Genomic DNA, 25,380 nt, shown 5'->3' with positions numbered 1-25,380 from the left:
GCTGCTCGCTATACTGTAGGCCATGACTCTCATCAGCGACCCGATGGCGGTGCTCGTGTTCTGCACCGGCGTGTGCGCCTTTGTCTTCTGGATTTCCAACCGGTCCTGGGCCAAGAAATTCTTCAGCGTCATCCCCGCCATCCTCTTCATCTACTACCTGCCCACTTTCGCCAGCACTTTGGGACTGATTCCCACCTCATCGCCCACCTACGACTGGATGCGCGACTACCTGCTGCCGTTTGCGCTCTTCCTGCTCATGGTCACCACCGACGTGCCCACCATCCTGCGCATCGGACCCAAGGCGCTGGGCATGATGCTGGCGGGAACGCTGGGCATCGTGATCGGCGGACCCTTGGCCTTGGCCGTCTTCGGAAGCTGGCTGCCCGAGGACGCCTGGAAGGGGCTGGCGGCCCTCTCGGGAAGCTGGATCGGAGGCGGCGGCAACTTCGCCGCCATGAAAGAAGCGGTGGGGGCGCCCGACAGCATTATCGGCCCCATCATCGTGGTCGACACCGCCGTGGGGTACACCTGGATGGGCGTGCTCATGTTCCTGGCCGGATACCAGAACCGCATCGACCGCTGGAACGGGGCCGACAACACCGTCCTCAACGATCTCAACAAGCGGCTGGCGAGTTTCCAGGAAAGCCGCTCCCGCCCCACCTCGCTGGAGGACGGCTGCATCATCCTGGCCCTGGGATTCGCCGGGGCCGTCCTCTGCCGCCAACTGGGCATCTGGTTCTTCCAGCTCAGCGATCCCTGGCTGCGCGGCACCGTCCCGGCGGTGGCTTCCATCTTCTCCGACTTCACCTGGACGGTCATTTTCATTTCCACCCTGGGCCTGGGACTCTCCTTCACCCGCCTGCGCAAGATTGACGAAGCGGGAGGCTCCTCGCTGGGCTACGTGGGGCTCTACCTCTTCCTCACCTCCATCGGCGCCAAGGCCGATCTGATGGGCATCGTGCAGGCCCCCATGCTGGCCCTGACGGGCGCGGTCTGGATCCTGGTCCACGTGGTCATCCTGGTGCTCGCCGCCCGCCTCATGAAGGCGCCGCTCTTCCTCTTGGCCGTGGGCAGCCAGGCCAACGTGGGAGGCGCCGCCAGCGCCCCCGTGGTGGCTGCCGCCTACTACCGCGCCATGGCCCCGGTAGGACTCCTGATGGGAGTCTTCGGCTATTTGATCGGCAACTACGCCGCCCTCCTGTGCGCCTTCCTGCTGCGCCTGGTGGCGGGTGGATAAGACAGGCAGGCACCAACATGCGCGGCCCGATCCTTATCTATGGGCACTGCTTTGCTCCGGCAACCGGGCGCATCGACAGCTCGCCATTGCCGCCTTCGGAATATTTTCTTAGATCTCCCGTGAAATGCGTCCGCTTGTCCGTCACAAGTGGACGAAGCGTTCAATCCGAGCCACTTGAGTTCAAAAGAGGTCTAAGTGCGGAGCAAAGGAGAATAAATGAGAGAGCTACCAGATGGAACACTTGAAGTCAGTGAAGGGGAAACGGTCACTGTTACTGTCACTGCCCGAAACCACCCGTTTCTCGCAGCGTTCTCTGACCTAAAGCATCGACAGTGGCAAAACATCCGCTATGAGTCCGAAAGGTCTCAGGTCCGCGAGGTGAACTTTACCAACGGATTCCCTCCTGACGACAGGTTCGTCGTGACCTATGACTTCATCCAGGACGATGGCGAGACCCCAACCGGCGCTAGCTACCTGGAGCGAGTCGAGGGAGACATGGGCAGCTACTTCCGAGAATCCACAATCGAGTCGCCGGCTAAGCGCAGGGTCAGGTTCCGAAAGCAGCAGTGAAGGAGAGATCATGTTACGTCTAAGTAGAATCGCAGTGGCGGTCCTTTTGTCAGTTTTCTGCCTTTGGACTGCAAACGCTCAGGACGATCCCGCGGCTACCTTGGCGGCAAAGATCTGGGAAGCCATAGACTCGGTTCAAGAGAGACGACCTCAAATCGTCAGGGTCTTGAATGACAACCTGGACGATATCGAGGAAATTATCGTCCATGAAAGCGGCAAACAAGGGCTCAGTTCTCAGCAAATGACGGAGAACTTCCGCTGGGACTATGAACGGAAGCGCATCGATAAATCAACGACGAGTACCGCCTCGACCTCGGGCTCAACCTCGATTGTGAACAAGGGGAGCTTGCCCGAAGTTCTCAGTCTGGCTGTTGAGTATGGTGCTTTGGAACGAACGGCAAGTGGTTCAAGCGTCACTTTTCAATTGAAGCCCGCCGGCTTGTGGGAGCGGATAGGCAAGAGTCCGGGCAAGAGGACTCTCGAGTTCTTCAAGCGAATTGGGCTAGGCGTGACATTCGATACGGACCGGGGAGATATGCCGGGGATGCTCACGGATACTGGCGAGCAATTCTCACAATTCAAACTCCACTTTGATATTGTGAATGATCGCAGCCCGTTCAAGCAAAAGTGGGACGATAAATGGCGTGAGTTTGCGCAGACAGACCTCGCTAAGGTCGCTCAGGCGAGTGCCGATCTCTCGGATGATTACCTGGCCCCAGATCGAACTGGATATGAACAACTCTTGGCCAGCATTGCGGCGGCTGACAACGAGCAGGAGGTAGAGCGCGCGCTGAAGAATGATGTCGCCAGCTTTGTCCGAGAACCTAATCAAACCCGCAGTCAGCTCATCGCCACATTGATCACGACGCAGACTGAGTATCAGGCTGAGAAAGAGATGCTCATCGAGAAGATCAAGAAGAGTCCTGTCTTCGCTTTCGAATACATATTCGATCGCGCTCCCAAGAACGAGGCGGAGGCAGTGATGCAGCAGATGTCGGCAATGATGGCGGCGGGAACTGTTAACCAGGGCCAGACGACGATGCCGATGCCCATGGGCGATCCTCCCAGCCTTTCAACCATCAAGTTGATCTATACTGGGTCGGCCACGGCGATCGCGCCAGCGCAGTTTGCGATCAACTTTTCGCTCTCCTTCTTCAACGAGGATATTGCGGACGGCGACCGCTTGCGGGATATTCGAGCAGCAGCCCAGTTCGACATCCCGATCAACGACAGCAACACCTTGACGTTTGCTGGGAGTTACACGTCGCTGCGTGAGAGGCCCTTTGGGATTCCCCTCACGATCAACGGAGTTGAAGTAGGAGAGCCCGGCGATATCGGCTTTTTCCAGACCAAATGGTCGATCGAAATTGGAGACACGGGTGTCTCAGTACCGTTCTCCCTGACCTATGCGAACCGGACCGAGCTGATCAAAGAAGAGGATGTCCGCGGCAGCATCGGGCTTAGCTTTGATCTCGACAAGTTCTTGCTGAAGCCCTAGTAGATCTTAGACTTGGCAGGTCCCCTTCTTGAGACGGCAGCCTCATGCGGATTCAGTACAATGCCAGCTATGGCGAAGCGGGTCCTGTTGGCATGGAGTTCGGGGAAGGACAGCGCTTGGGCGCTGCATGTGCTTGGGCGCCGGGAGGATTGCGAGGTGGTTGGGCTGCTGACCACCTTCAATCAGGAGGCCGATCGCGTCAGCATGCACGCCGTGCGGCGGGAGCTGGTGCAGGCTCAAGCCGAAGCCGCCGGGCTGCCGCTTTGGGAGGTGGAGTTGCCCTCGCCCTGTTGCAATGAGGAATACGAGAGACGCATGGGGGAGGCTCATCAGCGGGCCAAGGCCCAGGGGGTGACGCACATGGCCTTCGGCGACCTGTTCCTGGAGGACATCCGCGAGTATCGCATCAAGATGCTTTCCGGCAGCGGCATCGACCCGTTTTTCCCCATCTGGTGCTCGGCCCGTGAGACGCCGGCATTGGCCGGGCGCATGCTGGACGCGGGGTTGCGGGCCGTCATCACCTGCGTCGATCCCCGACAGCTCGATCCCGGCTTGGCCGGACGCTATTACGACCAGGCCCTGCTGAGCGAGTTGCCGTCCGCGGTCGACCCCTGCGGAGAACGCGGCGAATTCCACACATTCTGCTTCGCGGGCCCTATGTTCAGCCACCCCATCGCCGTCCAGCCCGGCGAGATCGTCACCCGGGAAGGCTTCCGCTTCGCCGATGTGAAAGCCGCCGAGAGGCCCGCGCGGAACCAAAGCAGCCGTTCTCCGTAAGCAGGCCGTCCGCCAGGGGGCGTGCTATACTCCGCCCAATCTGCCCTGCAGTTCAGCGCCATGAAAGAAGACCCCAACGACCTGGTCATTTCTTATCTGACCTTGCGAAAGGCTATCGGAATCCTGGGAACCGCCTTGCCCTTTTTGCTGGCTTTGGGCGCCCTGCTTTTCGGAACCGGTCTTCGCCGGTCGATCAGCAGCTACTACCACACCCACATGGGAGACGTCTTCGTGGGCACGCTGTTCGTGATCGGCTTCTTCCTCATGTCCTACAAGGGCTATGAGCGCAAAGACAATATCGCCGGCAACCTGGCCTGCGTTTTCGCCGTGGGCACTGCGCTTTTTCCCGAGGCACCCGAGGGTCCCCTCTCCGGCTCGGATGTGCTGGTCGACCGCCTCCACTTCATCTTTGCGGGCCTTCTCTTTCTGACGCTGACCTATTTCGCCCTCATCCTCTTCACCAAGACCGACCCCAAACACCCCCCCGGCCCCAAGAAGCTGCTCAGAATCAAGATCTACAGGGTGACCGGCTACATGATGCTGGCCTGCATTGCGCTCATTTTCATCTACTTCCGTCTCCCCGAGGGCACGCAGACGGCCCTGGAGTCTCTCAACCCCGTTTTCTGGCTTGAAGCCATTTTGGTGGTGGCCTTCGGAGTGTCCTGGCTGATTAAGGGCGAAGCCATTCTGGGCGATGACTGAGGATCGAGAGGGGTTCCGATGTGGGCGTCATTCGCTTCTCAGCGAGAGAGCGGGGTCGATTCGCGAGGCCCGAAGGGCAGGGATGGCGCTGGCCAACAGGGCGCTGCCCAGGCAGATGAGCGAAACCGAGAGCAGGGTCGCCCCGTCCCATGGCTCAACCTGGAAGAGCAGGTCGGCCAGAAGGCGGCTGCAGGCGAATGCCGCGGCCAAGCCGGCTGCCAATCCCGCCAGCGCCAGTCGTCCGCCCTGGCCCAGGATCATGCGCAAGATGGTTGACCGGTCGGCGCCAAGCGCCATGCGCAGGCCCATCTCGGCTGTCCGCTGAGTCACGTTGTAGGCGACCACGCCGTAAATCCCCACTAAGGCCAGCCCGGTCGCCAGGCTCGAGAAGAGTCCCAGCAGGATGAGCGTGAAGCGGCGTCCTGAAACCGATTGGGACACCAGTCCTGTCAGCGGACGGATCTCGACCGGCAGCTCCGGCTCCAGTTTCTGCAAGACCGAACGCAGGGCGGGAGCTACGTCCTGCCCGGCCGGGGCGCGGACGACCAAGGTCACCTCACGCGAGGGGAGCTGGTCGATGACCTGATAGACTTCGCCGCGCGGTGCCTTGGGAAGTCCTCGATTGCGGACGTCGCCAACCACTCCCACGACCCGCAGCCAGTTCCCCACCTCGGGCTCCCCGGGGGTGATGCGTGCCCCGACGGGGTCTTTCCCCGGCCAAAGCTGCTCGGCCAGAGTGGAATTGATCAGGACCACGGGTTGACTGGAAGCCGTGTCCCGGACATCGAACATGCGGCCCCGCAGCAGGGGAACCCTCAACGCCTCGAAATAGCCGGCGGTGGCGGCGTTGTAGTTGACGATGATCCGCTCGGGGCGGGGTTGGACCGGCTGTCCTTCAGCGGCAAGGCGGGTTCCCCACATACGGTTGCTGAAGGGCAGGTACTCGACGTGCCCGGCCGCCTGGACTCCTGGAATGGCGCTGACAGCTTGCCGCGATCCTTCGACGAATTGGATGATTCGCTCTTCTTCCCTGTAGCGATGGCGGGGCAGGTGCATCTCTACGGTCAAGATGTTCTCGGCCTGGAATCCCTTGTCGACGGAGAGCAGCCGCCACATGCTCTTGACCAGCAACCCGGTGCCGGTCAGCAGCACTACGGCCAATGCCACCTCGCAGATCAAGAGCGCCGATCGGACTCGAGTACGGTCGCGCCCGCTCCAAGAAGTGCGGTTGGAGGAAAGACCCTTGCCCGGACAGATGAGCGTTGCCGACAAGGACGGCATCAGCCCGAAGAGAAGGCTTGTGATCAGTCCCAAGGCCAGGGCGAAGCCCAGCAGCGAAATGCTGACCCCCTCCTGCCCGAGAGGAGAGTCAGCCGGAGCGGTCAGCGCCAACAGGCGGATTCCCGCCACCGCCAAGACGGCCCCTCCCAAAGCGCCCAGGCCGCCCAGAAACAAGCTTTCCAAAATCATCTGCCTTGCCATCCTGAGGCGGCCGGCACCGAGGGCCGAGCGGACCGCCAGGTCGTGGCGGCGTCGAGCGTTTCGGGCCAGCAACAAGTTGGCGACATTGCCGCAGGCCACCAGCAAGACCAGACCCGCCCCGCAGAGCAGAATCCACAGGGCCGAGCCCATGTCTTCAGCCAGGTAGTCGTGCAGCGGCGTCAGGTCGGCTCCGTTGTCTTTGTAGCGGCCGGGATATTCTTGCTCCAGTCGGGCGATGATCTGCTCCACGTCCCGCTGGGCACTCGCCAGCGAGACGTTCTCCTTGAGCCTTGCGACCACCCGCAACCAATAAAAGCCCCTCCCGTAACCCTGCGATGGCGACAGCGGGACCCAGAGTTGAGACTGGTTGGGGAAGTCGAATCCGGATGGCGCGATTCCCACCACGGTCACGCTCTCGCCGTTGAGCCTGATCGAGGAGCCGACCAGCGAGGGGTCACCTCCCAGATGCTGCTTCCAGAGTCGATCTCCAACGATCGCGACGCGATCGCCCCGGTCCAGCTCCTGGGGAGTGAAGGGCCGGCCCTGCTGCAACTCAACCGCCAGGACTTGGAAGAGCTGAGAAGTAAGCATCGCGTTTACCCGCACGGGCCCTCTCTCGCTCATCAGCGTCAGGACTCCGCCGCCGAAGGCCGCAACCTTCGAAAAGCTCCGGTTGCGCTCGATCAAGTCGACATAGTCAGGATAGGAGAACCAGCCCCGTACCCCGTGGGGCCGGTCATCGCGCCATATGGTGGTGAGGCGGCCGGGCTCAGGGAAGGGAAGCGGTCGAAAATGGACGGCCTCGACGAGGCTCAGGATGGCGGCACTGGCCCCGATTCCCAGAGCCAGCGAAGTCGCGGCGGTCAGCGTGAAGAGGCGGCTTCGCATCAGGCTGCGCAGCGCCGACCGGCAATCGTAGAGCCAGGAACCGAGAGACGCGGCCCGGGGGACCTTGGGTCTGGCAGATCGGGCGCGCTTCTCTTTGAGCGGCCTTAACCTCTCGGCGGTCCCCTGCCTGATCAGGTCAGTCAAGGTGCGAAACCACAGCCTGCAGAGGCCGCCAGGGCCCGCCAGCCCATACTCCCGCCGGCAGCGGTCACGGAACATCTCCATCATTTCTTGACCGAACTGGCGGCGGAAGTGCGGCGGAAAAGTGCAGAAAAGCAGGACGCGATAGCACAGCTCGGAGAGGGGAAAGCCTGAGGGGGGCCGACTTCTCATGAGGAAGCCTCGGGGTCGGGAACCAGTTTCGCACGGCGGGCGGCCTCCACGAGTTCCGCCATCCGGCCGGCCTGGGCGGCAGCCCCCTGGCGTCCTCGGGCGGTAATGCGGTAGTAGCGCCGTCGCTGCATTCCCGATTCGGGTGCCCGCTGGCGTCCGCAGCGCTCGACGAGTCCTCGCTCGAGCAGCCGGGCCAGAGCCCGGTAGAGGTTACCCGGTTCCAAGTTGACCGAGCCTCGGGTTCGCTGCTCGGTCCGCTGCATGATTCCATAGCCGTGGCAGTCGGTCTCAGCCAACGCCAGCAGGATCTGGAATTCCACGGGGCTGAGGGTGATTTCGGCAGACGCCGAGTCTGTTTTGGCGGGATCTTTGCTCACTTGGCGCGTCCTTGGTTATATGCCGCAAGCATATAGGTTGGCGGCATACCATGTCAAGGACTTTCAAAACGGGGCGGATTTCCGACGGTTATTCGAAATCGAGGCCCAAGTCGAGGGTCGGGGCGGAGTGGGTGATCCAGCCGACGGAGATGAGGTCGGGGCCGCAGGCGGCTACCTGGGCGGCAGTTTCGGGAGTGATTCCGCCTGAGGCTTCGCTGATGACCTGACCGCGGCACATCTGCACGGCGCGCCGCAGTTCATCCAAGGGCATGTTGTCGAGAAGGACTGCGTCCAAGGCTGGGCGCTTCAGGCCCGGGGCTTCCCCCAGACTGAGGGCCTGCTCGAGTTGTTGCAGAGTGTCGACTTCCAGTTCGACCTTGACCATGTGCCCCACCCGGCGGCGGACTCGGGAAAGGGCTTCTTTGACGGAGCCGGCCACCTTGAGGTGGTTGTCCTTGATGAGCACGGCGTCGTCGAGCCCGAAACGGTGATTGCAGCCGCCGCCCATGCGCACCGCGTACTTCTCCAGCGCCCGCAGGCCGGGAGTGGTCTTTCGGGTACACACGATGCGGCTGTCGTAGCCGGCCACCGCCTCCACGATTTCCCGCGTTACCGTGGCGATACCGCACAGATGACCCATAAAGTTGAGTGCCGTGCGCTCGCCGCTCAGCAGTGCCCGCGAGGGTCCTCTCAGGCGGGCGATGACCTGACCGGACTGAACGTCCTCGCCGTCGGCGATGAGCGTCTCGATCTCCACCTCCGGGTCGAGCTGGCGAAAGGCCTCGGCCGCAACATCGGTTCCCGCCACACGGCCGGGGCGGCGGGCGGCGATGACGGCCCGGCTGCGGGCGGCGGCCGGCACGATGCTGTCGGTGGTCAGGTCTCCGGCGCGTCCCAGGTCTTCCTCCAGGGCAAGGCGCACCAGGTTGCGGTAGTGGATAGGGTTCATTGCGGTCTCAGGATACTAGCGCCTTCATCGCTCAAGGGCCGGGCGCCGCCGGCGGCTGTTTGTGAATCGGCCGCTGCGGCTGTCGAAGTAAAGTCGGCTGGCTTGAGCCGGGTCGGGCTGGGGGTAGTCGCTGCGGAAGTGGACGCCGCGCGACTCGGTGCGCTGCAGGGCGGCCCGCAGGATGAGATGGGCGGCCTGCAGCAGGTTAATCCATTCCCAGCTTGCTTCCGCTCCCGCCTTGGAAAGGGAGCGCTGCCAGGACTCGACGCTTTGCAGTCCAGCCCTCAGACCTCTGCGGCTGCGCACCAGGCCCGCATGGCGCCACATGAGCGCGCGCAGAGCCTGGATGGGCTCCTCCTCCTCCGCGAGGCTGCGGGCAGGACGCCGCCGGGCCGCAAGGTCCTGCAGCAGGCGCAGCACCTGAGGACGCGCCGCCTCAAGCTCATGGAAACGGTCCGAGGCGTCGGCTGCCGCACGGGCGCCGAAGACCAGCCCTTCCATGAGCGAGTTGCTGGCCAGCCGGTTGGCGCCGTGGACGCCTGTCGCCGATGCTTCGCCGCACACCCACAGCCCCGGCAAGGAGGTGCGTCCGCGGGTGTCGGAAGCCGCGCCGCCGATGTAGTAGTGAGCCGCCGGCGAGGCGGGAATGGGTTGGCGGCGGGGGTCGATTCCGGCCTTGCGGCAGGACTCGAAGACGGTGGGGAAGCGCCGCGGGAAGCGGTCTCCGACCGCCTGGCGGGCGTCCAGGTAAACCTCATGTCCCTGCCGCCGCCGCTCCCAGATGGCGCGGGCCACCACGTCGCGGGGAGCGAGTTCGGCCAGTTCATGGATTTCGGGCATGAAGCGGTGTCCGCCGTCATCGATGAGGACGGCGCCTTCTCCCCGCAGGGCCTCGGTCAAGAGCGGCATGGGATCGCCGCCGCCGTGCAGGGCCGTGGGGTGGAATTGCACGAACTCGAGATCGGCCAGCAGCACCCCTGCGCGGTAGGCCATGGCCAGTCCGTCGGCGGTGGATTGAGGCGGGTTGGTGGTGTGCAGATAGAGGCGTCCCAGCCCGCCGCTGGCCATGACTACGACGGGGGCGGTGAAAAGGGCCTGTGAGCCGTCCTCGAGGCGCACCAGCAGGCCCTGCACGCGCCCATCCCGCACCACCAGTTCCTGGGCGAAGGCGTTTTCGTACAGGTCCAGCCCCGGACTGCGGCGGGCGGCCTCGGTCAGGGCCCGGGTCAATTCGGCCCCGGTCGCATCTCCGAAGGAGTGGAGGATGCGCTTGCGCCGGTGAGCGGCTTCGCGCCCCAGCGCGGGACGTCCGTCGGGGGCCGGATCGAAACGCGTGCCCAGGCCGATGAGGCGGGCGATCTGACGCGGGGCGTCCTCTGCCAGCAGGCGGACGCTCTCATCGTCGCCAATGCCTCCCGCCACCGCCAGCGTGTCCTGGGCGTGCAGCCGGGGCGAATCGTCCCGGCCGACGGCGGCCGCGATGCCGCCCTGGGCCCAGACGCTGGAGCAGCCGCTTTGCAGCGCCGTCTTGGAGATCACCGCCACCGCGCCCTGCCCGGCAAGCCGCTCGGCCAGTCCCAGCGCCGCCGACAATCCGGCCACGCCCGCCCCCATTACCAGCGCCGAGGCTGAAACCACCTGGTCGACTGCCCCGCCGCTCTTGCCAAAGGCGGGACTCATTGGCCCTTCCCCCGGCCCACTTCCATCATGCGCTCAACGGCCCGGCGGGCGCGCTTGGCCACCTCTTCCTCAACCGTGACCTCGTAGCGCATGTGGCGCAGCGAGTCGAGGATCTTGGGCAGCGTGATGCGCTTCATGTGGGGACACAGGTTGCAGGGACGCACGAAGTCCACCTCGGGAAAGTTGACCGACACGTTGTCGCTCATCGAGCACTCGGTGATCATCACCACGCGGGCGGGACGGTGCTCGTCCACGTAATTGATGAGTCCCGAAGTGGATCCGATGAAGTCGGCCTCTTCCAGCACGTCGGGAGGGCACTCGGGATGCGCCAGCACGCGGATATCCGGGCCGTGAGCCTGGCGATAGGCCCGCAGCTCCTCTCCCGTGAAGCGCTCGTGGACCTCGCAGCGGCCCTTCCAGTTGATGATGGTCTTGTCGGTCTGGGAGGCGATGTGGCGTCCCAGATACTCGTCGGGCAGGAAGATGATGCGCTCGGCGTCGAGCGATTCCACCACCTGCAGGGCGTTGGCCGAGGTGCAGCAGACGTCGGTCTCGGCCTTGACCTCGGCCGAGGTGTTGACATAGGTGACCACGGGGGCTTCGGGATAACGCTGGCGCAGCAGCCTGACGTCCTCGCCCGTGATGGACGAAGCCAGCGAGCAGCCCGCCTCCAGGTCGGGGATCAGCACCGTCTTGTCGGGATTGAGGAGCTTGGCCGTCTCGGCCATGAAGTGGACCCCGCAGAGCACGATCACTTGGGCCTCGGTCTCGGCCGCCAACTTGGCCAGGGCCAGCGAATCGCCGCTCAGGTCGGCGACGCCGTGGAAGATCTCGGGGGTCTGGTAGTTGTGGGCCAGGATGATGGCATTGCGCTCCTTCTTGAGACGGTTGATCTCGTCCACGTAAGGAGCATGGACGGGCCATTCCATCTCGGGAATGACGCCGCGCACTTTGTCGTAGATGGCCGCAGTGCGGGCGGCCACCTGATCGTCGAAGCGCAGGTCCGGGCCTGAACCTGAAAAAGAACTTTGTTGAGTCGTCATGCTGGCACTCCTCTATTATGCTCAAATTGAGCATAAGTAGGGTCAAAAATTAAGGCTCGCGGTCGAGCCAGGACTTATACTAAAGCTGAGCATATCCCGTTGTCAAGGGATATTGAGAACTTTGTGACGCGGCGGGTGCAGGTCGGGTTTCGACGATCCTTTGCCTCGGCTCGGGAGTTGGCCATTGGGAATTGGAACTTGGGGCCGGCCTCCCGCGAAAACGTCTCACACCCGCAGGCCCGGGAGGCCGACCCCAGGCGCCGGACGCTCGCGCAGCACTTCGCGGCGGAAGCGGAAGAGTTCGGCGGGACGTCCGCCGGTTTGCGGCTCCATTTGCCCGGTGCGTTCCACCAGTCCGCCCTTGGCCACCAGGCGGCGGAAGTTCTGTTTGTGCAGGCGGACGCCGGAGAGAGCCTCCACCACCCGCTGCAATTGGAAGAGGGTGAAGGTGTCGGGCAGCAGTTCGAAGACCACGGGGCGGTACTTGATCTTGCCCCGCAGACGGCCCAGGGCGGTGGCCAGTATGCGCCGATGATCGAGGGCCAGCGGACGCCCCAGCAGCGGTTCCCCGGAGGGGATGCACTGGAGCGGCTTGAGGCTGCGTCCACGGGCGGCGGCGTCGCGCACGGATTCTTCCACCAGTCCGGCTTCGTAGACCAGTTCGTAGCGGTCCAGCACCCGGTCCGAGTCCCAGGGCGAGCCCCTCAGTCCGAAGGCGATGGCGCTGCGGTCCCGGCGTTGACGGCGTTTGGCTGGCGAGTCGGCTTGGGCGGCCCATTCCTCCAGGCAGGGGCCGATGGTCTGGTCGAACAGGCGCGGACGCCCTTCGCGCATGTCCTCCCAGGGGAAGAACTCGTAGCAGTCGCGCCATTGGGCCTTGGGAGCGGTGAGCTTGCTTTGCCGCACCAGGGCCAGGTAGGCCACCGAGATGACCCGCGGGCCGCCCGCCGTTTCCCGCGGATCGCGGTTGCGGTCGCCGAAGGTGTAGAGCTGCTCCACGTAGCCCAGTTCCACGCCGGTTTGCTCGCGCACCCATCCCCGCAGCCCCAGTTCCAGGGTTCGGTCGCCTTCGGGATCGAGAGGCCCGAAGGGCAGCGCTTCCTGGTCGTCGCGGGCCAGGGTGGTGAGAATCAGCGGCATTTCGTCGCTGACGGCCGCGATGGCGGCATTGAGTCCCACCACGATGGAGGTTTTGCGTCCGGCCATGCTCCTATCTTAGACCATGGGCGGGCCCTTGCAGAGCGCCGCCGGGTTAAGGCAGGCGGGAGCGCCTGCCGATAAGCAGGACACGATGCAGATTGGCCGAAGTGCGCTTGGCGACGCCGCCTCTTCAGAGGGCGCCCAGCCGCGCCGATTCTCTTTTCGCTTGCTGGATGATTCCGGTCCTGGGGATGTTGCCTCTCTGCAAGGGCGCCGTACGGCCACTCTGATCCGGGCCACCTCGGCTCGTGCCGTGCTGGAGGTGGAGGGAGTTCGAATCGAACTCGACGGTCCGCTGGGCGGACGTCCCGGCAAGCAGGTGCAGGTCGAGATCCGTCCGGGCGATCCCCCGCTCCTCGAGGTGCTTTCCGGCGGGGGCGGCGGCGGGACGTCGCGGCGCTCCTCTCAGACGGCCGCTGAGAGGACGGGTGCCGCCGCGGCGCCTGCTGTCTCTGAAGAGAGAGAGGGCGGGTCCGTCCGCCTGCCCGCCCGCACCATACTCATCTCTCAAAGCCTTTCCGCCCAAGGACGCACCCTGCTGGCCGGCGTACAGGAGCGCGGGCCCTTCCCGCTCAAGTCGGGTGAAAGCGTACCTCTTCGAATCATCGCCTCGGACGCCGACCATGCCCTGCTGGCGCTGAGAGGACGTCCGCTGCTGCTGGAATCGGGCGGTTTGCCCGCCGGTCGCACCCTGTGGGCCGAAGTGGTGTCGGGACCCGAATATCCCGTGCTGCGGCTGCAAGTGGCCGCGGCGCCGGCTGGCGGCTCGGGCCGGGCGTCCCCGCTCGGGGCCGCGTCCGCCGCCGGACCGGAGCAAAGCCAGCGGACGGCGCTTTTTAGCGGCGCTCCGCCCGGGAGCGGGGAGTCATCCGCCGACCCCGTGGCAACGCAGCGGACCGATTCCGCCCACCAGATCTTGCGGGCGGCAGCCGCCCAGGCGCTGCAGGAAGCCGCCACTCAGGGGTTGCTGCGGCCCGGCGAGTTTCCCCGGCTTCCCAGGGGGGCGCTTGTTACCGCCCGCGTCATCAGGGCGGCCGGTCCGGGCAACCATCTGCTCCAGGCTCACGGGGTACGCTTCCTGGCCCAGGTTCCGCCGGGGACGCAGCCGGGTGAGGACCTTTTGCTGCAAGTCGAGGTCTCGGGTTCCCAAACCCTGCTGCGGGTGGTGGACCGCGTCAGCGATTTTCACTCGGCCATCGCCGCCATCCTGCGTCAGCGGCTGGCCTTGAAGATGCCCATGGGCGAGTCCTGGGCCCGTCTGTCGTCGGAATTGAAAGCCCTGCCGCCCCAGGCCTCGCTTCCACAGTCGGTTGAGCGCCTGCAAGGGCGCCTGCTGGAACTGGCGGGAAGCGGACGCCCCCCTTCTCCCAGCCGTTTGGCGGCCATGATCGAAGAGGGCGGACTGCAATACGAGAGCAGACTGGCCCAGGCCGTTTTGGCGGGGCGTCCCGACGGCCTGCGCCAGGTGGCCCAGAGCGATCTCAAGGCCCTGCTCCTGGAGGTTCAGGCCCAGACACAGGCCTCTGCTGAAGAATCTCTCAGCCGCCTGGCCGCCGGAGTGGCTCGCCACCTGGCCAACATCGAATCCTCCCAGGCCGCCAATCTGCTCTCCCTGTCCCAGTCTCAGGGGGTCCAGATCGAACTGCCGCTGCTGTTGGGAAGCGAGCTGACCAACCTGCAGCTTTCCCTGCGCTCCGACCGCGACGCTCCCCAGGACGGGGCCTCCGGCTCGGGACGCGGCTACCACATCGTCTTCCTGCTGCAACTGCAGTGGTTGGGGCAGACCCGGGTCGACGCCTACAGCGCGGGCCAAGCGCTGCGGGCCCGGCTGCTGATCGAGCGGGAAGAGCCGTTGCAGGTCCTGCGCCGGCGACTCCCTCAACTCGGCGAACGCCTCAAGCAGGCCGGATTCGAGCAGGTCCATCTGGAGGCCGACGTCCTCAGCGAGATCCCTGATTCATCCCCCAACAGCCTCGACAACCTAAGCCAGGAAGAGCCGGCCGGTCCCTCCCTGCGCCTCATCGACGTGAGGGCCTGAGATGAACGACAAGAAGACCAGGACGGAGCAGGGATCGCGCCGGGAACGGGAATTCGCCGCCGCCTTGCGCTACAGCCCCTACGACGACCCGGCTCCCCGCATGACGGCCAAGGGGCACGGAAAGCTGGCCCAGAAGATCATCCGCATGGCCCGGGAAAGCGGCGTGCCGGTACGCCAGGACCGCGACCTGGTGCAGGTGCTGTCCCGCCTCGACCTCAACGAAGAGATTCCTGCCCCCATCTATGCCGCCGTCGCCGAGATCCTGGCCTTCCTCTACCGGGCTTCGCTGCAAGACGATCCGTTAGACGGCAGCTAATGCCTGTTCCAGATCGGCCAGCAGGTCCTGGGGATGTTCCACCCCGATGGAGAGGCGTATCAGGCCCTCGGTGATGCCCATCTTGGCCTGGTCTTCCTTGCTGACGTCGGCATGAGTCATGGTGGAGGGGTGCTCGGCCAGCGACTCGGTCCCCCCCAGGCTGACCGCCAGCTTGAAGAGCTGCAGCGAGTTGAGGAACCTGAAAGCCGCCTCCTGTCCTCCCACGATCTCGAAGGAGATCATTCCGCCGGGCGCCAGACACTGCTTTTTGTAGAGTTTGTAGCGGGCGTCCTCCAGATCGATGTGACCCAGGTAATGAACCCTCTCGACCTGGGGATGGTCGGCCAGGAAGTCGGCCACATAGCGTGCATTCTTCATCTGGCAGGTCATGCGCAGCTTGAGGGTTTCCAGCGAGCGCAGCAGCAGCCAGCCGGTCCAGGCGTCGGGCATGTTGCCCACGAAGGTGCGCAGGGTCTTGACGCGGTCGATCAATGCCCTGCTGCCCAGGCACACGCCCCCGATCAAGTCGCTGTGTCCGCCGATGTACTTGGTGGCCGAATAGAGCACCAGGTCGGCTCCGTGGCGCAGGGGCTGTTGCCAGAGCGGACCCAGGAAAGTATTGTCGACCGCTACGTAGGCCGGGTCTTGGGAGCTGGAATACTTGTTGGCGATACGCGCGCAGTTCTCGATGTCGACGATGGCGTTGGACGGATTGGCGGGCGTTTCCAGGAAGACCAGCTTGAGCTTGTCGGCCTGGCCCGAATCGACCAGCACCTGCTCTACTTCGTCGGTCGGATGGCTGGCGTAGAAGCCCACCGGAACGATGCCGTAACGGGGCAGGATGTGCTTGATCAGGTAGTCGGTGCCCCCGTAGACGGGCTGGCTGTAGAGCACCACGTCGCCCGGACGCAGGAACTCGAAAAGCACCGTGGAGCAGGCCGCCATTCCGCTTCCGAAGACGGCGCAGGCCTCGGCCTTGTCCCAAAGCGTGAGCCGGTCCTCCAGCACTTCCAGGTCGGGATTGTTGAGGCGGCTGTAAATCAGTCCCAGCCTCTCGTTGGGGCCTCTCTCGCGCAGTCCGTAAGCGATCTCGAAGAAGGCCTTTCCCTCCTCGGCGTTCTTGAAGACGAAGGTGGAGGTCTGAAAAATCGGCGGCTTGACGGCCCCTTCCGACAGGGCCGGGTTGTAGCCGTAGCTCATCATCAGGCTTTCGGGGCGCAGGTCGTGGCCTTCGATCGAGACGTGTCGCTTGTCCTTGCTCATGGCGTCCTCCTCCTTGCGCCGTTAGCTCTCAATGCGAGTATACGTCCGCGGCAGGAGCCAACAAAGCGCCTGCGGAGGAGGACGGTTGGAGGCTTATGCCGTTGAGCGGTGGCAAGGCTGCGCTAATCTCGGCTGAGTTCCTGCACCAGGCTCTCCACTTGCTCGTGCAATCCTTCGGGCGCTCCGTAGAAGACCTTGGCGGTGCGGCCTTGCCGGTCGAAGACGAAGAGAGTGGGGACGGCGGTGACGTCGCCGAAGAGGCGGATGAGTTCGGGGGTAGCCATGGCCACGCGTCCGACTTTGTGGGGAAAATCGGCCACGTCCTGAGCCGGGCTTTCCACCGCCAAGGCCACAATTGCCACCTCGTCCCCCCACTCCTTCCGGGCCTCCTTCAGCCACCGCAGCGTGCGGATGCAGGGCGGACACCAGGTGGCCCAGAATTCGACGATCACCACCTTGCCCTGCAGGTCGTCGTCGCGCAGCGGATTGCCCTCCAGGTCGGCGACCTCGAAGTCGGGCAGGGAAGCGATCTCCAGCAGGGGGTCGGCGGAAAGCGATTCCAGCTCTTCTCCCCGCAGCCGGATGTCGATCATCCGCTTCAGGTCGTTCTTGAACTTGGCCCGGTTTTCGGCGTTCTTCCAGGGCGTATAGCGGCCCTCCCCCTCCTCCCCCCAGAGATAGAAGTCGCGTGGAGTCGCCACCAGGGCCTGGTCGACCCAGACGGCCGGGTAGCGTCCCACTCCGAAACGCTCCGCCAGTTCCGATTCGCCCAGGTTCTCGTCGCGGTAGACGACCCGGCCTTCATATCCCTTCACCACTTCTCGTATCAGCAAACTTGCTGGATCGGAAAGGTTTCAGGTGTAGGGCCAGCGCACCAGCGTCACGACCACTTCATCGGCTTGCGCCATCGCCTCCGTGCCCATGAACAGCGGTGTGCATAGACTTGCCGCCAGCAGTGTCACGGCGATCCGCAGTCTGGCAGGCCTGGTCGGAATCCAAGTCATCATGTCGGTTTTTCCTCGTCTTCTTGGGTCGTTGAGCACGTTGCGGGTTGTCAGCTCACTCCTTGACCCAGGTGAAGTAGGCTGGCAAGACACCCTCCAGGATGGCCGCGGCCGAACGCAGTTCCTCTTCCGGCTCCTCGTTCTCCTCAGCAGCCTCAAGCGCTTCACCGGCCCTTTGCAGGAAGAGCAGCGCCAGGGAGTGGTCGAAGGGCGAGGCCTTGATGCGCCGCTGCCAGTTCTCGAGTTGCAGCCGATGACGCCCGGCGGCGGCGAGAGGCGATTGCCGGGAGAGGATTTCCTGCAGGTGCATCTCTGCCTCCAGCAGCGGAAGCAAGGCGGAAATGGGCTGAACCGTCTTGCCTTCGGCCGCCAATACCTCGCGGGCTTTTTTCAGGGATGCGTTGAGCTGGATGAAGCGGGAGTGCATTTCTATGGCCAGTTCAGGATCCTCGAAGGCCTCTCCGGTGCGCTGCTCCAAGTCGGCCAGTAGAGCAGCCGCCGTTTCGCGAAGGGCCGGCTGCGGACGCCCCTGCGAGACTTTCTGGCCGCGGCACCACTCGGCCCAGCGCAGGTGGGACTGGCCCTGGCCCAAGGCGTAGAGGCCGTAAGACACTGAAGTGCTGTGAGCGTAGAGTCCCGCGGCGTTGACATAGGGCAGGGTCTGCATGAGCGAAATATCGGCCATGGCCCGCACGGCCAGCGGCGTCAGGGTCTCGTCCTTTTCTTGAGCAGGAGAGTCGAGCAGCGCCTGGCGTCTGCTTTCAAGGGTTGCCTTGATGCCGCTCCAGTGGCTCTGAAAAGCATCCGCGTCCTCAGGTTTGTCCTCTTGCCGGCCGTAGGCTTGGGCGGCGCTGAAGAGACCTTCCCAGGCCGAACCCAATCGGTACAGGGCCAGCAGATGGCGGTCGGCGTCAAGCTCCGAATCGACTCTGTCGAGGTCTTCCAGGACGCGTTCCTTGAGCGCTTTGGCCCCCTCTGCGATTTCCAGAGAGGCAGCCTGTGCCCGCAATTCCTCGGATTTGGTTCGAACAGCTTCGCCCAGGGGAAGGGTCCACTCGCTGTCCTGCTGCCGGCGGCGGACGCGCAGCGTCTCGCGGTAGGCTGAGGGCACCGCCGCGTAGGTGACCCTGGCGTCGAACTCCTGAATCAGGAAGTCGTCTTCCCCGCAGTAGGCCTGGCGGAACCGGCTTAGGTCGAGGCCCTCCATGAAGGCCTCCAGTGTTTCTCCCGCCTCCACCGCCGCTTCGGCCTGCTCGATGATGGTCTCCAGCAGGTCGATGTGGAGGTCGAGCAGTCTGCGGTCGCGCTGGGGAAGGCCGTGCCCGGGAATGATGACTTCGAAGTCGAGTTCGCCGATTTCACGCAAGCGGGCCAGCCAACCGCGCGGGTGGCTGCCCGACATGAAGGGGACGGTGGACGTCAGCAGGTCGCCCGTGATGACGATCTTGGATCCCGGCAGGTAGAGGATGGAATCGGCGGCCGTATTGCCGGGGCCGTTGGAAAAGATCTCGACGCGCTCCTCGCCTTCTCCCAGCACCAGGCCCTGGCGGTAGGTGAATGCGGGAGGAGTCAGTTCGACCTGACGCAGTTCCTCCAGGTACTGGGCCGGCATTCCCGTCATCTGGCGGATGCGGTGCCGTTGATCGGGGCGCAGAGGATTGCCGCGTCCATCGTCGTTTTTCTGCAGGGCGTCGAGCCAGGGCTGAGGGTTCTCCATCAGGCGGATCTGTCCCTCCAGGCTGCGCTTGCCCTGATTGGCGATTTCCCGGCTGGTCTCGGCGTGTCCCACCAGGGTCAGGCCGGGAAAAGCGTCCAGGAAGGTGGAGTTGCCGTGGTGATGGTCTCCGTGCCAGTGGGTGTTGACCAGGTAGCGGACGGGCTTGTCGGTGGTGCGGCGTATTTCGGCGATGACGGCCGCGGCCCAGGAAGGGGTGCGTCCCGAGTCCACCACCAGCGCGTCCTGCCCGCGCTCGATAAGGACGATGTTGCCCTGCACCGGATAGAGCAGGATCTCCTGCTGGACGAAGACGGTGACCTGGGGCGCGACCTGGACAGCTTCAAAGCGGCCGCCGGGCCCCGGGTCGTCCTGGGCCGACAGAGTTGCTGCTGGGACGCCGAACTGGCAGAGCGGACCCAGGAGAATCGCCACAAGCACCGCGGCGCTGGTCTTCTTCATGGACTTCAGTTTGTCCGCAGTACGGCGGCAGATCCTGAGAAAAAGATGAAATTTTCCTCCCCCCGTGCTATTTTTCGAGTACCAGGGAGCCGCATCCGATCACGCGTGGACGTTTCTAAAGACTTTTTCGTAGGCGATGTCAGGGTGGAGCCCGAGCTGCACCGGCTCAACTGCGCGGGCCGGATGGAGCGGGTGACGCCCAAGGCCATGCAGGTCTTGCAATGCCTGGCTGCGCGTCCCGGCCAGGTGCTCACCCGCCAGCAGCTTCTGGCCAAGGTGTGGCCGGAGACGGCCGTCAACGAAGAGGTGCTGACGCGCGCTGTTTCCGATCTGCGCAAGGCCCTCGGGGAGACGGCCTCCCAAGCCCGCTTCATCGAAACCATTCCCAAGCGGGGCTACCGACTGGTGGTTCCTGTGCGCCTCCCTGGCGAAATCGACGAGGCTGCACCGCCGTCTGCTGCGGTCGCCCGCGAGGCTCAGGGCCCCTGGAGAGCGCGCTGGCTGCTGCTCGTTCCCCTGGGCCTGGCGGTGCTGGTGGTGGGAACGATGGCTGTCGTCTATTGGGCGGCGCCGCGTCCTCAGGCGCCTCATCCCATCCCGCTGCGCACCCGCCCGCTCACCAGCATGCCCGGACGCGAAGTGCTTCCGGCCTTTTCCCCCGACGGCAATCAGGTGGCCTTCGCCCAGCGCTCCCTGGACGAAGGCGGTTCCTGGAACCTTTTCGTCCGCATGGCCGATGCCGAGAGCCTGCTGCAGTTGACGGACGGTCCCGAACATGACGTGGCCCCCGCCTGGCATCCGGATGGGGACCGCCTCGCCTTCATGCGCTTTGCCGACGACACCTGCTCCATCTACGAGATCCCCTCCCTGGGCGGCGTGCCCATCAAGCTGTCGGACTGCGGAATGAACCAGGCCGTCGACCTGGCCTACTCGCCTGACGGCCGCTGGATGGCCTTTTCCGACCGGCCCGGACAGGGTCAGTCCTTCGCCATCCGGCTGCTTTCCTCCGACGGCCGGGAGAGCCGCTTCCTGCCGCCCCCTCAAGGACAGCACTGGGGCGACAAAGACCCCTCCTTTTCGCCCGACGGCCAATCCGTCGCCTTCACCCGCAGCGTCAGCATGATGACCCAGGACGTCTTCCTGGCTCCCCTGGACGGCGGTCCTGCTGAGCGTCTGACCGGCGATGCCGCGGCCCTTTACGGACACGCATTCACACCCGATGGACGCTCCCTGCTCATGGCATCCAACCGGGGAGGCAGCGGCGGACTGTGGCGCCTCGATCTGCGGACCCGGCTCCTGCAGTGGATGCCGCTGGATATCCCCTGGCCCTCTTTCCCGACCGTGTCGCCCGATGGACGGCGCGTCGTGGTGCAGAGCCGCCGCCAGCAGGCCGACATCGTCCGTCTCGACCTCGAGCAGGGGACGGTTACGGGGGTGGTGGAGACCACCCGAGACGACATCGCGCCCGCCCCTGGCCCCGGGGGACTGCTGGCCTACGCCTCAGACCGCAGCGGCAGCTACGAGATCTGGATGCGGCGCGACGGTCAGGACCGCCGCCTGACCTCCTTCGGCGGGCCCTTCGCCGGCTCGCCCCGCATCTCGCCCGACGGACGCTGGGTGGCCTTCGACGCCCGTCCTCACGGCCATGCCGACATCTACCTGGCCGAAGTCGAGAGCGGACGCCTGCTGCGGCTGACCCAAGCCCGGTCCAGCGAGCTTTCACCCGCCTGGTCTACTGACGGACGCTGGATCTACTTCGGTTCCAACCGGGGAGGCCAATGGCAGATCTGGCGCAGTCCTTTCCCGACTCGGGGTGTGCCGCCGCACCCCAAAGCGGAGCGAGCTTCTTCGTCAACGGTTCTGGCCTCCCAGGACGACCCCTCGACCGGGCCCTTGCTGCAGCAGGTCACTTCCCAGGGCGGCTACAGCGGCTTTCCGGGTTTACGGGGCGAGTACCTCTACCTGATCAAGTACGATCAGCCGGGCCTCTTCCGGTTCCACCTGACCAGCGGACGCGAGACGTTGGTGGAAGCTCTGGCGGAGTTGCGGGGGGAGGGATCGGTGGTGGCCTGCCCGCAGGGGCTCTGCTTCCTGCGCGGCCAGGAGGACTCCACGCTTCTCATCCGCCTCAACCCTGAGAGCGGGCAGGAGGAGGTGCTGCAAACCTTCCCGGCCGGCCGCTGGGGACGCATCGCCCTCGCTCCCGACGGACGCTCCCTCTACGCCGTCCGCCCGGCGGCAGGCGAATCCGACCTGGTCATGGCCGACCTGCCCGCCGCTCCCTAGTGCTGCCGGTCATAAGTTCTGAGCCAGGCCGTCGTTTTTTGTCCCTGAAAGGGACAGATTCGCCAGCCCAGCGACTGTGTTAGAAGTCAAGTCCGGGCTCGCTGAAGGCGAGCGATTCGCCAGCCCAAGGGACTGTGTTAGGAGTCAAGTCCGGGCTCGCTGAAGGCCAGCGATTCGCCAGCCCAGCGACTGTGTTGAAAGTCAAGTCCGGGCTCGCTGAAGGCGAGCGATTCGCCAGCCCAGGGTCAGCCCCGGCGAGCGCAAGCGAGACGGCGGCGCCACCCTGGGTTTCAGACGGCAAATGTGCGAACGCTGAAAGCGTGGGATAACGCCACAGGGTGGCTCAAAACCTCTGACGCACTGCACGAGTGGCTTGAGGGTGCCTGAAACAACTTTTGTTTAAAGTCATCTACTTTGTCAGTCGATAGTGTTAGGGTGGCCTTGCTTGTACGACGGGCCGTCGCCGGGGCTGCGGGGTGCATGCACTCCCGCCCCTCGCGGCGGCCCGCGGGCCTCCCTCTCCACCGCCCCGTTGTTGACTTGGGCTGCTTCAACTCACGTGTTTTCAGCTATCCTTCCTTTATGACTTATTCGAGGATCACGATCGACCCGGCGCAAATGGGCGGGTTTCCCTGTATTCGGGGACTGAGGATTCCCGTGGCCACTGTAGTTTCCATGGTGGCTGAGGGGATGGCCACGACGCAAATCCTCGAGTCCCACTCCCGATCTTGAACGAGAGGACATTGCCGAAGCCTTGCACTTCGCGGCGCAAGCTGTTCGTGACCGGGAATTGCCGCGCTTAGAAACCGCTTGAAGCTCCCCTTTCACTCGTAGCGCAGCACGCCCATGGGGTCGATGCGGGAGGCGCGGGCGGCGGGGAGGAAGCAGGCCAGGGCGGCTGCCGCCAGCAGCAGCAGCGGGGTGAGTGCGAAGGTCATGGGATCGAGGGGTTCCACGCCGTAGAGGGCGCCCGCAAAGAGCCGCGACACCAGCATGGCGGCGAACATGCCCAGCACCAATCCGGTGAGGGCCAGGGTCAGTCCCTGACGCAGGACCAGCCTCAGGACCTGGCTGCGCTCTGCTCCCAGGGCCATGCGCAGGCCGATTTCGCGGTGGCGGCGCGAGACGGCATAAGAGATCACTCCATAAACACCGATCAAGGCCAGCACAAGGGCCAGCAGGGCGAAGGCGCTGAGCAGGATCGCTCCCAGGCGGGGCAGCAGCAGGAAAAAGCCGCGATGCTGCTCGATGGTCTGCATTCCGGCCAGCGGCAAGTTGGGCTCCAGGCTGCGGACCGTCGAGCGCAAGGCTTCAGCCAGGGAGGTCGGTTCGCCTTGCGTACGCACCCAGAAGGTGCGGCGGGGCTCATAGCTCTGCGCCAGGGGACGGAAGAAGAAGGGCATGGGGCTTTCCCCCACGGTGCGGTACCTGCCGTCCTCGGCCACCCCTACGACCTCCACCGGCTGCCGCTCCATTCTCATGCTGAGGAAGAGGCGCTTGCCTATGGGGTTCTGGTCGGGCCAGAGCTGGCCGGCCAGTGTCTCGTTGACCACCATCACCAGGGGTGCATCCTGGGTGTCCTGCTCGGTGAATCCGCGTCCCGCCACGATGCGGGTGCCCAGGGTCTTGAAGAAGTCGGGGCCTACCAGGTTGCTGGAGATGATGTAAGGATCCTCCGACCCGTCGGGGCGTCCCTCGGGAAGGTAGAGCGAGCGGGAAGCGTTGGCCCCCGACAAGGGCACGATCATGGAGCTGCTGACCGACTCGACCCCGGGCAGGGCCTTGAGGTCCTGGCGCAGGCGCTGGTAGAAGGCCCGTCCCTGCTCGGGCGTATAGCCCAGCAAGCTGAGGTCGAGGGTCATGAAAATGAGGTTGTCCGACTCGATTCCGGTACGGAACTTCTGCACCTCCTGAAGGCTGCGGACGAAGAGCCCGGCGCCCACCAGCAGCACCACCGACAGCATGACCTGAGCCATCACCAGCAGCCGGGGCAGGGTGAGGCGGCGCGTCCCCAGGGCGCTCGGTTCGCCGCCCCGCAAAACCGACTGCAGATCGGTGCGCGAAGCCTTGAACGCGGGAGCGATCCCGAAGACCAGTCCGGCGGCCAGAGAAATGGCGGCGGTGAAAGCGATGACGGTCCAGTCGAGCTGGATATCGATCTTCAAGGGGAAGTCGAAGGTGCTGGGCAGCAGGTTGCGCAGCAGTCCCGCGAAAGCGTAAGCCAGCACCAGACCCAGCACTCCCCCGAAGAAGGCCACCAGCAGGCTCTCGGTCAGCAGTTGTTGCAGCAGCCCCTTGCGTCCGGCGCCCATGGCCATGCGGACGCTCAACTCGCGGCCCCGCGCCGCTCCCCGCGAAAGCATCAGGTTGGCCACGTTGGCGCAGGCGATGAGCAGCACGAATCCCACCAGGCCCAGCAGCATCAAGGCGAAAAAGTTGACGTTGTCGGCCTGCTGCGGATTGATGCGCGAGCCTTGCTCGCTCACCAGCAGGGCCCTCACGCCTTGGTTGGCATCGGGATACTCCTCGGCCAACCGCTGCATGATGCCGGCGAACTCGGCGCGGGCCTCCCGCAACGACACTCCCGGCTTGAGGCGCCCCAGCGTTTCCAGCCAATGGCCGCGCGAGTTGCGCCAGTCGAATCCCGCTTGGCGCGGATTGGCCACGTCGTGCATGGAAAGAGGCAGCCACACGTCGAAGCGTATGGGGAAACGGCTCCCCAGAAATCCCTCCGGCATCACTCCCACAACCTGCAGGCTGGCCCCGTTGAGGATCACCTCGCGTCCCAATACGTCGGGGTCTCCCCCCATCTGATTCTGCCAGAGCCCGTGACTGATGATAGCCACCTGGTTTCCCCGGTCGATGTCTTGCTCGGTGAAGACCCGCCCCAACAGGGGCTCCACCCCCACTACTTTGAAGAAGTCGGTGGTCACCAACTCGCCGGCCACGTACTGGCTCATTTGGCCGGGAGGAGCGATGCCCAAACTGACCATGCGCCGTCCGGCCAGGTATTGGAAGGACTCGCTCTGAGCCCGGAAATCGCGCAGATCGGCATTGCTGAACTCGTGAGGGAAATTGGCGTGGTCGTCGAGCGAGAAAATGATGACCAGGCGATCCGGATCCTCTCCCGGCAAGGGCTTGAAGAGAATGCTGTGGACGGCGCTGAAGATGGCGCTGTTGACGCCGATCCCTAAAGCCAGAGTGAGGATGCAGACCAAGGCGTAGGTGTGGTTGCGGGCCAAGGTCCGGGCTGCGAATTTGAGGTCTTGCCAGAGGCGTGTAAGCATCGTTCCTCCTCGAAAACGGTTGATCTCCCGGCGAAAGGATTGCGTGACAGGCTTCAAGATGACGGCGCTGCGGCGCCGGATGCCGACTTTCAAGGCGTCTCCCAGGACGTCGCGCCAGTAGGTGAGCGTCCCCCAGGGTCGCCGGTAGCGCTCTTCCCTCCGCTGCAGGTGCAGGAAACGCTGCATCTCGCCGCCGTGACGGCGCCGCAGATCGCGCGGATAGGCCAGCAGGGCCATGTGCAGCAGCAGGTTGTCGAGCCATCGCGGCATCAGG

General features: G+C 64.6%; 19 protein-coding genes and 1 pseudogene. 9 read left to right on the top strand and 11 right to left on the bottom strand.

Features of this window, described 5'->3' with window-relative positions; genetic code table 11:
- Positions 1-22 precede the first annotated feature (22 nt).
- The 5 genes from VLU25_14835 to VLU25_14815 all read left to right on the top strand — a co-directional run bounded on the left by VLU25_14835 (position 23) and on the right by VLU25_14815 (position 4,784).
- Positions 23-1,237 (top strand): DUF819 family protein, encoded by a 1,215-nt coding sequence (locus VLU25_14835; GenBank protein ID HSR69209.1) that lies wholly within the window; start codon positions 23-25, stop codon positions 1,235-1,237.
- A gap of 216 nt (positions 1,238-1,453) precedes the next feature.
- On the top strand, positions 1,454-1,807 hold the full coding sequence (locus tag VLU25_14830) for a hypothetical protein (GenBank protein ID HSR69208.1): 354 nt from the start codon (positions 1,454-1,456) through the stop codon (positions 1,805-1,807).
- Positions 1,808-1,841: 34 nt separating this feature from the next.
- Complete coding sequence (locus tag VLU25_14825) at positions 1,842-3,305, top strand: hypothetical protein (GenBank protein ID HSR69207.1); 1,464 nt, start codon at positions 1,842-1,844, stop codon at positions 3,303-3,305.
- A 69-nt stretch (positions 3,306-3,374) separates the two neighbouring features.
- Positions 3,375-4,082, top strand: coding sequence for an ATP-binding protein (locus VLU25_14820; protein ID HSR69206.1), 708 nt, complete (start codon positions 3,375-3,377; stop codon positions 4,080-4,082).
- Positions 4,083-4,142: 60 nt separating this feature from the next.
- On the top strand, positions 4,143-4,784 hold the full coding sequence (locus tag VLU25_14815; protein HSR69205.1) for a DUF998 domain-containing protein: 642 nt from the start codon (positions 4,143-4,145) through the stop codon (positions 4,782-4,784).
- A 27-nt stretch (positions 4,785-4,811) separates the two neighbouring features.
- On the opposite strand, the gene VLU25_14810 is transcribed toward VLU25_14815, so the two are convergent.
- From VLU25_14810 to VLU25_14785, 6 genes are all read right to left on the bottom strand, one after another.
- Positions 4,812-7,487, bottom strand: coding sequence for an ABC transporter permease (locus tag VLU25_14810; GenBank protein ID HSR69204.1), 2,676 nt, complete (start codon positions 7,485-7,487; stop codon positions 4,812-4,814).
- Positions 7,484-7,864, bottom strand: a complete 381-nt coding sequence (locus tag VLU25_14805) for a PadR family transcriptional regulator (protein ID HSR69203.1) — start codon at positions 7,862-7,864, stop codon at positions 7,484-7,486. The genes VLU25_14810 and VLU25_14805 overlap by 4 nt, the downstream gene beginning before the upstream one ends.
- A gap of 88 nt (positions 7,865-7,952) precedes the next feature.
- Positions 7,953-8,813, bottom strand: coding sequence for a carboxylating nicotinate-nucleotide diphosphorylase (gene nadC / locus VLU25_14800; GenBank protein ID HSR69202.1), 861 nt, complete (start codon positions 8,811-8,813; stop codon positions 7,953-7,955).
- Between the two features lie 24 nt (positions 8,814-8,837).
- Complete coding sequence (locus tag VLU25_14795; protein ID HSR69201.1) at positions 8,838-10,493, bottom strand: L-aspartate oxidase; 1,656 nt, start codon at positions 10,491-10,493, stop codon at positions 8,838-8,840.
- Entirely contained in the window at positions 10,490-11,536 is a 1,047-nt protein-coding gene (gene nadA / locus VLU25_14790; protein ID HSR69200.1) for a quinolinate synthase NadA, read from the bottom strand. The genes VLU25_14795 and nadA overlap by 4 nt, the downstream gene beginning before the upstream one ends.
- A gap of 225 nt (positions 11,537-11,761) precedes the next feature.
- A complete protein-coding gene (locus VLU25_14785) occupies positions 11,762-12,742 on the bottom strand; it encodes an NAD regulator (protein ID HSR69199.1) in 981 nt (326 codons plus the stop codon).
- Positions 12,743-12,827: 85 nt separating this feature from the next.
- On the opposite strand from VLU25_14785, the gene VLU25_14780 reads away from it, so the two are divergent.
- Together VLU25_14780 and VLU25_14775 are read left to right on the top strand one after the other, a co-directional pair.
- Positions 12,828-14,774 carry a hypothetical protein gene (locus VLU25_14780; GenBank protein ID HSR69198.1) on the top strand — a complete coding sequence of 649 codons (1,947 nt, stop codon included), beginning with the start codon at positions 12,828-12,830 and terminating at the stop codon, positions 14,772-14,774.
- A gap of 1 nt (position 14,775) precedes the next feature.
- A complete protein-coding gene (locus VLU25_14775; protein HSR69197.1) occupies positions 14,776-15,090 on the top strand; it encodes an EscU/YscU/HrcU family type III secretion system export apparatus switch protein in 315 nt (104 codons plus the stop codon).
- Here the strand turns inward: VLU25_14775 and VLU25_14770 are convergent.
- The 4 genes from VLU25_14770 to VLU25_14755 form a co-directional block, all read right to left on the bottom strand.
- Positions 15,076-16,353: a cystathionine gamma-synthase family protein gene (locus VLU25_14770; GenBank protein HSR69196.1), complete on the bottom strand. Its 1,278-nt coding sequence runs from the start codon at positions 16,351-16,353 to the stop codon at positions 15,076-15,078. The genes VLU25_14775 and VLU25_14770 overlap by 15 nt on opposite strands.
- Positions 16,354-16,475: 122 nt before the next feature.
- Positions 16,476-17,168 carry a TlpA disulfide reductase family protein gene (locus tag VLU25_14765; GenBank protein HSR69195.1) on the bottom strand — a complete coding sequence of 231 codons (693 nt, stop codon included), beginning with the start codon at positions 17,166-17,168 and terminating at the stop codon, positions 16,476-16,478.
- Between the two features lie 39 nt (positions 17,169-17,207).
- Complete coding sequence (locus VLU25_14760) at positions 17,208-17,360, bottom strand: hypothetical protein (GenBank protein ID HSR69194.1); 153 nt, start codon at positions 17,358-17,360, stop codon at positions 17,208-17,210.
- Positions 17,361-17,412: 52 nt separating this feature from the next.
- A complete protein-coding gene (locus tag VLU25_14755) occupies positions 17,413-19,533 on the bottom strand; it encodes an MBL fold metallo-hydrolase (GenBank protein HSR69193.1) in 2,121 nt (706 codons plus the stop codon).
- A gap of 105 nt (positions 19,534-19,638) precedes the next feature.
- On the opposite strand from VLU25_14755, the gene VLU25_14750 reads away from it, so the two are divergent.
- Together VLU25_14750 and VLU25_14745 are read left to right on the top strand one after the other, a co-directional pair.
- Entirely contained in the window at positions 19,639-21,819 is a 2,181-nt protein-coding gene (locus tag VLU25_14750; GenBank protein HSR69192.1) for a winged helix-turn-helix domain-containing protein, read from the top strand.
- Between the two features lie 582 nt (positions 21,820-22,401).
- A pseudogene (locus tag VLU25_14745) lies at positions 22,402-22,633 on the top strand (DUF433 domain-containing protein).
- A 10-nt stretch (positions 22,634-22,643) separates the two neighbouring features.
- Here the strand turns inward: VLU25_14745 and VLU25_14740 are convergent.
- Positions 22,644-25,376, bottom strand: coding sequence for an ABC transporter permease (locus VLU25_14740; protein HSR69191.1), 2,733 nt, complete (start codon positions 25,374-25,376; stop codon positions 22,644-22,646).
- Positions 25,377-25,380 lie beyond the last annotated feature (4 nt).

This window comes from Acidobacteriota bacterium (genome assembly GCA_035471785.1).
GTDB lineage: Bacteria > Acidobacteriota > UBA6911 > RPQK01 > DATIPO01 > JANQFM01.
This window is presented reverse-complemented; position numbering and strand designations above follow the sequence as displayed.

Coding starts and splice junctions, on each gene's coding strand:
- VLU25_14775 (HSR69197.1), top strand. CDS start 14,776: ATGAACGACAAGAAGACCAGGACGGAGCAGGGATCGCGCCGGGAACGG.
- nadA (HSR69200.1), bottom strand. CDS start 11,536: ATGACGACTCAACAAAGTTCTTTTTCAGGTTCAGGCCCGGACCTGCGC.
- nadC (HSR69202.1), bottom strand. CDS start 8,813: ATGAACCCTATCCACTACCGCAACCTGGTGCGCCTTGCCCTGGAGGAA.
- VLU25_14795 (HSR69201.1), bottom strand. CDS start 10,493: ATGAGTCCCGCCTTTGGCAAGAGCGGCGGGGCAGTCGACCAGGTGGTT.
- VLU25_14815 (HSR69205.1), top strand. CDS start 4,143: ATGAAAGAAGACCCCAACGACCTGGTCATTTCTTATCTGACCTTGCGA.
- VLU25_14770 (HSR69196.1), bottom strand. CDS start 16,353: ATGAGCAAGGACAAGCGACACGTCTCGATCGAAGGCCACGACCTGCGC.
- VLU25_14740 (HSR69191.1), bottom strand. CDS start 25,376: ATGCCGCGATGGCTCGACAACCTGCTGCTGCACATGGCCCTGCTGGCC.
- VLU25_14785 (HSR69199.1), bottom strand. CDS start 12,742: ATGGCCGGACGCAAAACCTCCATCGTGGTGGGACTCAATGCCGCCATC.
- VLU25_14780 (HSR69198.1), top strand. CDS start 12,828: ATGCAGATTGGCCGAAGTGCGCTTGGCGACGCCGCCTCTTCAGAGGGC.
- VLU25_14830 (HSR69208.1), top strand. CDS start 1,454: ATGAGAGAGCTACCAGATGGAACACTTGAAGTCAGTGAAGGGGAAACG.
- VLU25_14820 (HSR69206.1), top strand. CDS start 3,375: ATGGCGAAGCGGGTCCTGTTGGCATGGAGTTCGGGGAAGGACAGCGCT.
- VLU25_14835 (HSR69209.1), top strand. CDS start 23: ATGACTCTCATCAGCGACCCGATGGCGGTGCTCGTGTTCTGCACCGGC.
- VLU25_14755 (HSR69193.1), bottom strand. CDS start 19,533: ATGAAGAAGACCAGCGCCGCGGTGCTTGTGGCGATTCTCCTGGGTCCG.
- VLU25_14810 (HSR69204.1), bottom strand. CDS start 7,487: ATGAGAAGTCGGCCCCCCTCAGGCTTTCCCCTCTCCGAGCTGTGCTAT.
- VLU25_14760 (HSR69194.1), bottom strand. CDS start 17,360: ATGATGACTTGGATTCCGACCAGGCCTGCCAGACTGCGGATCGCCGTG.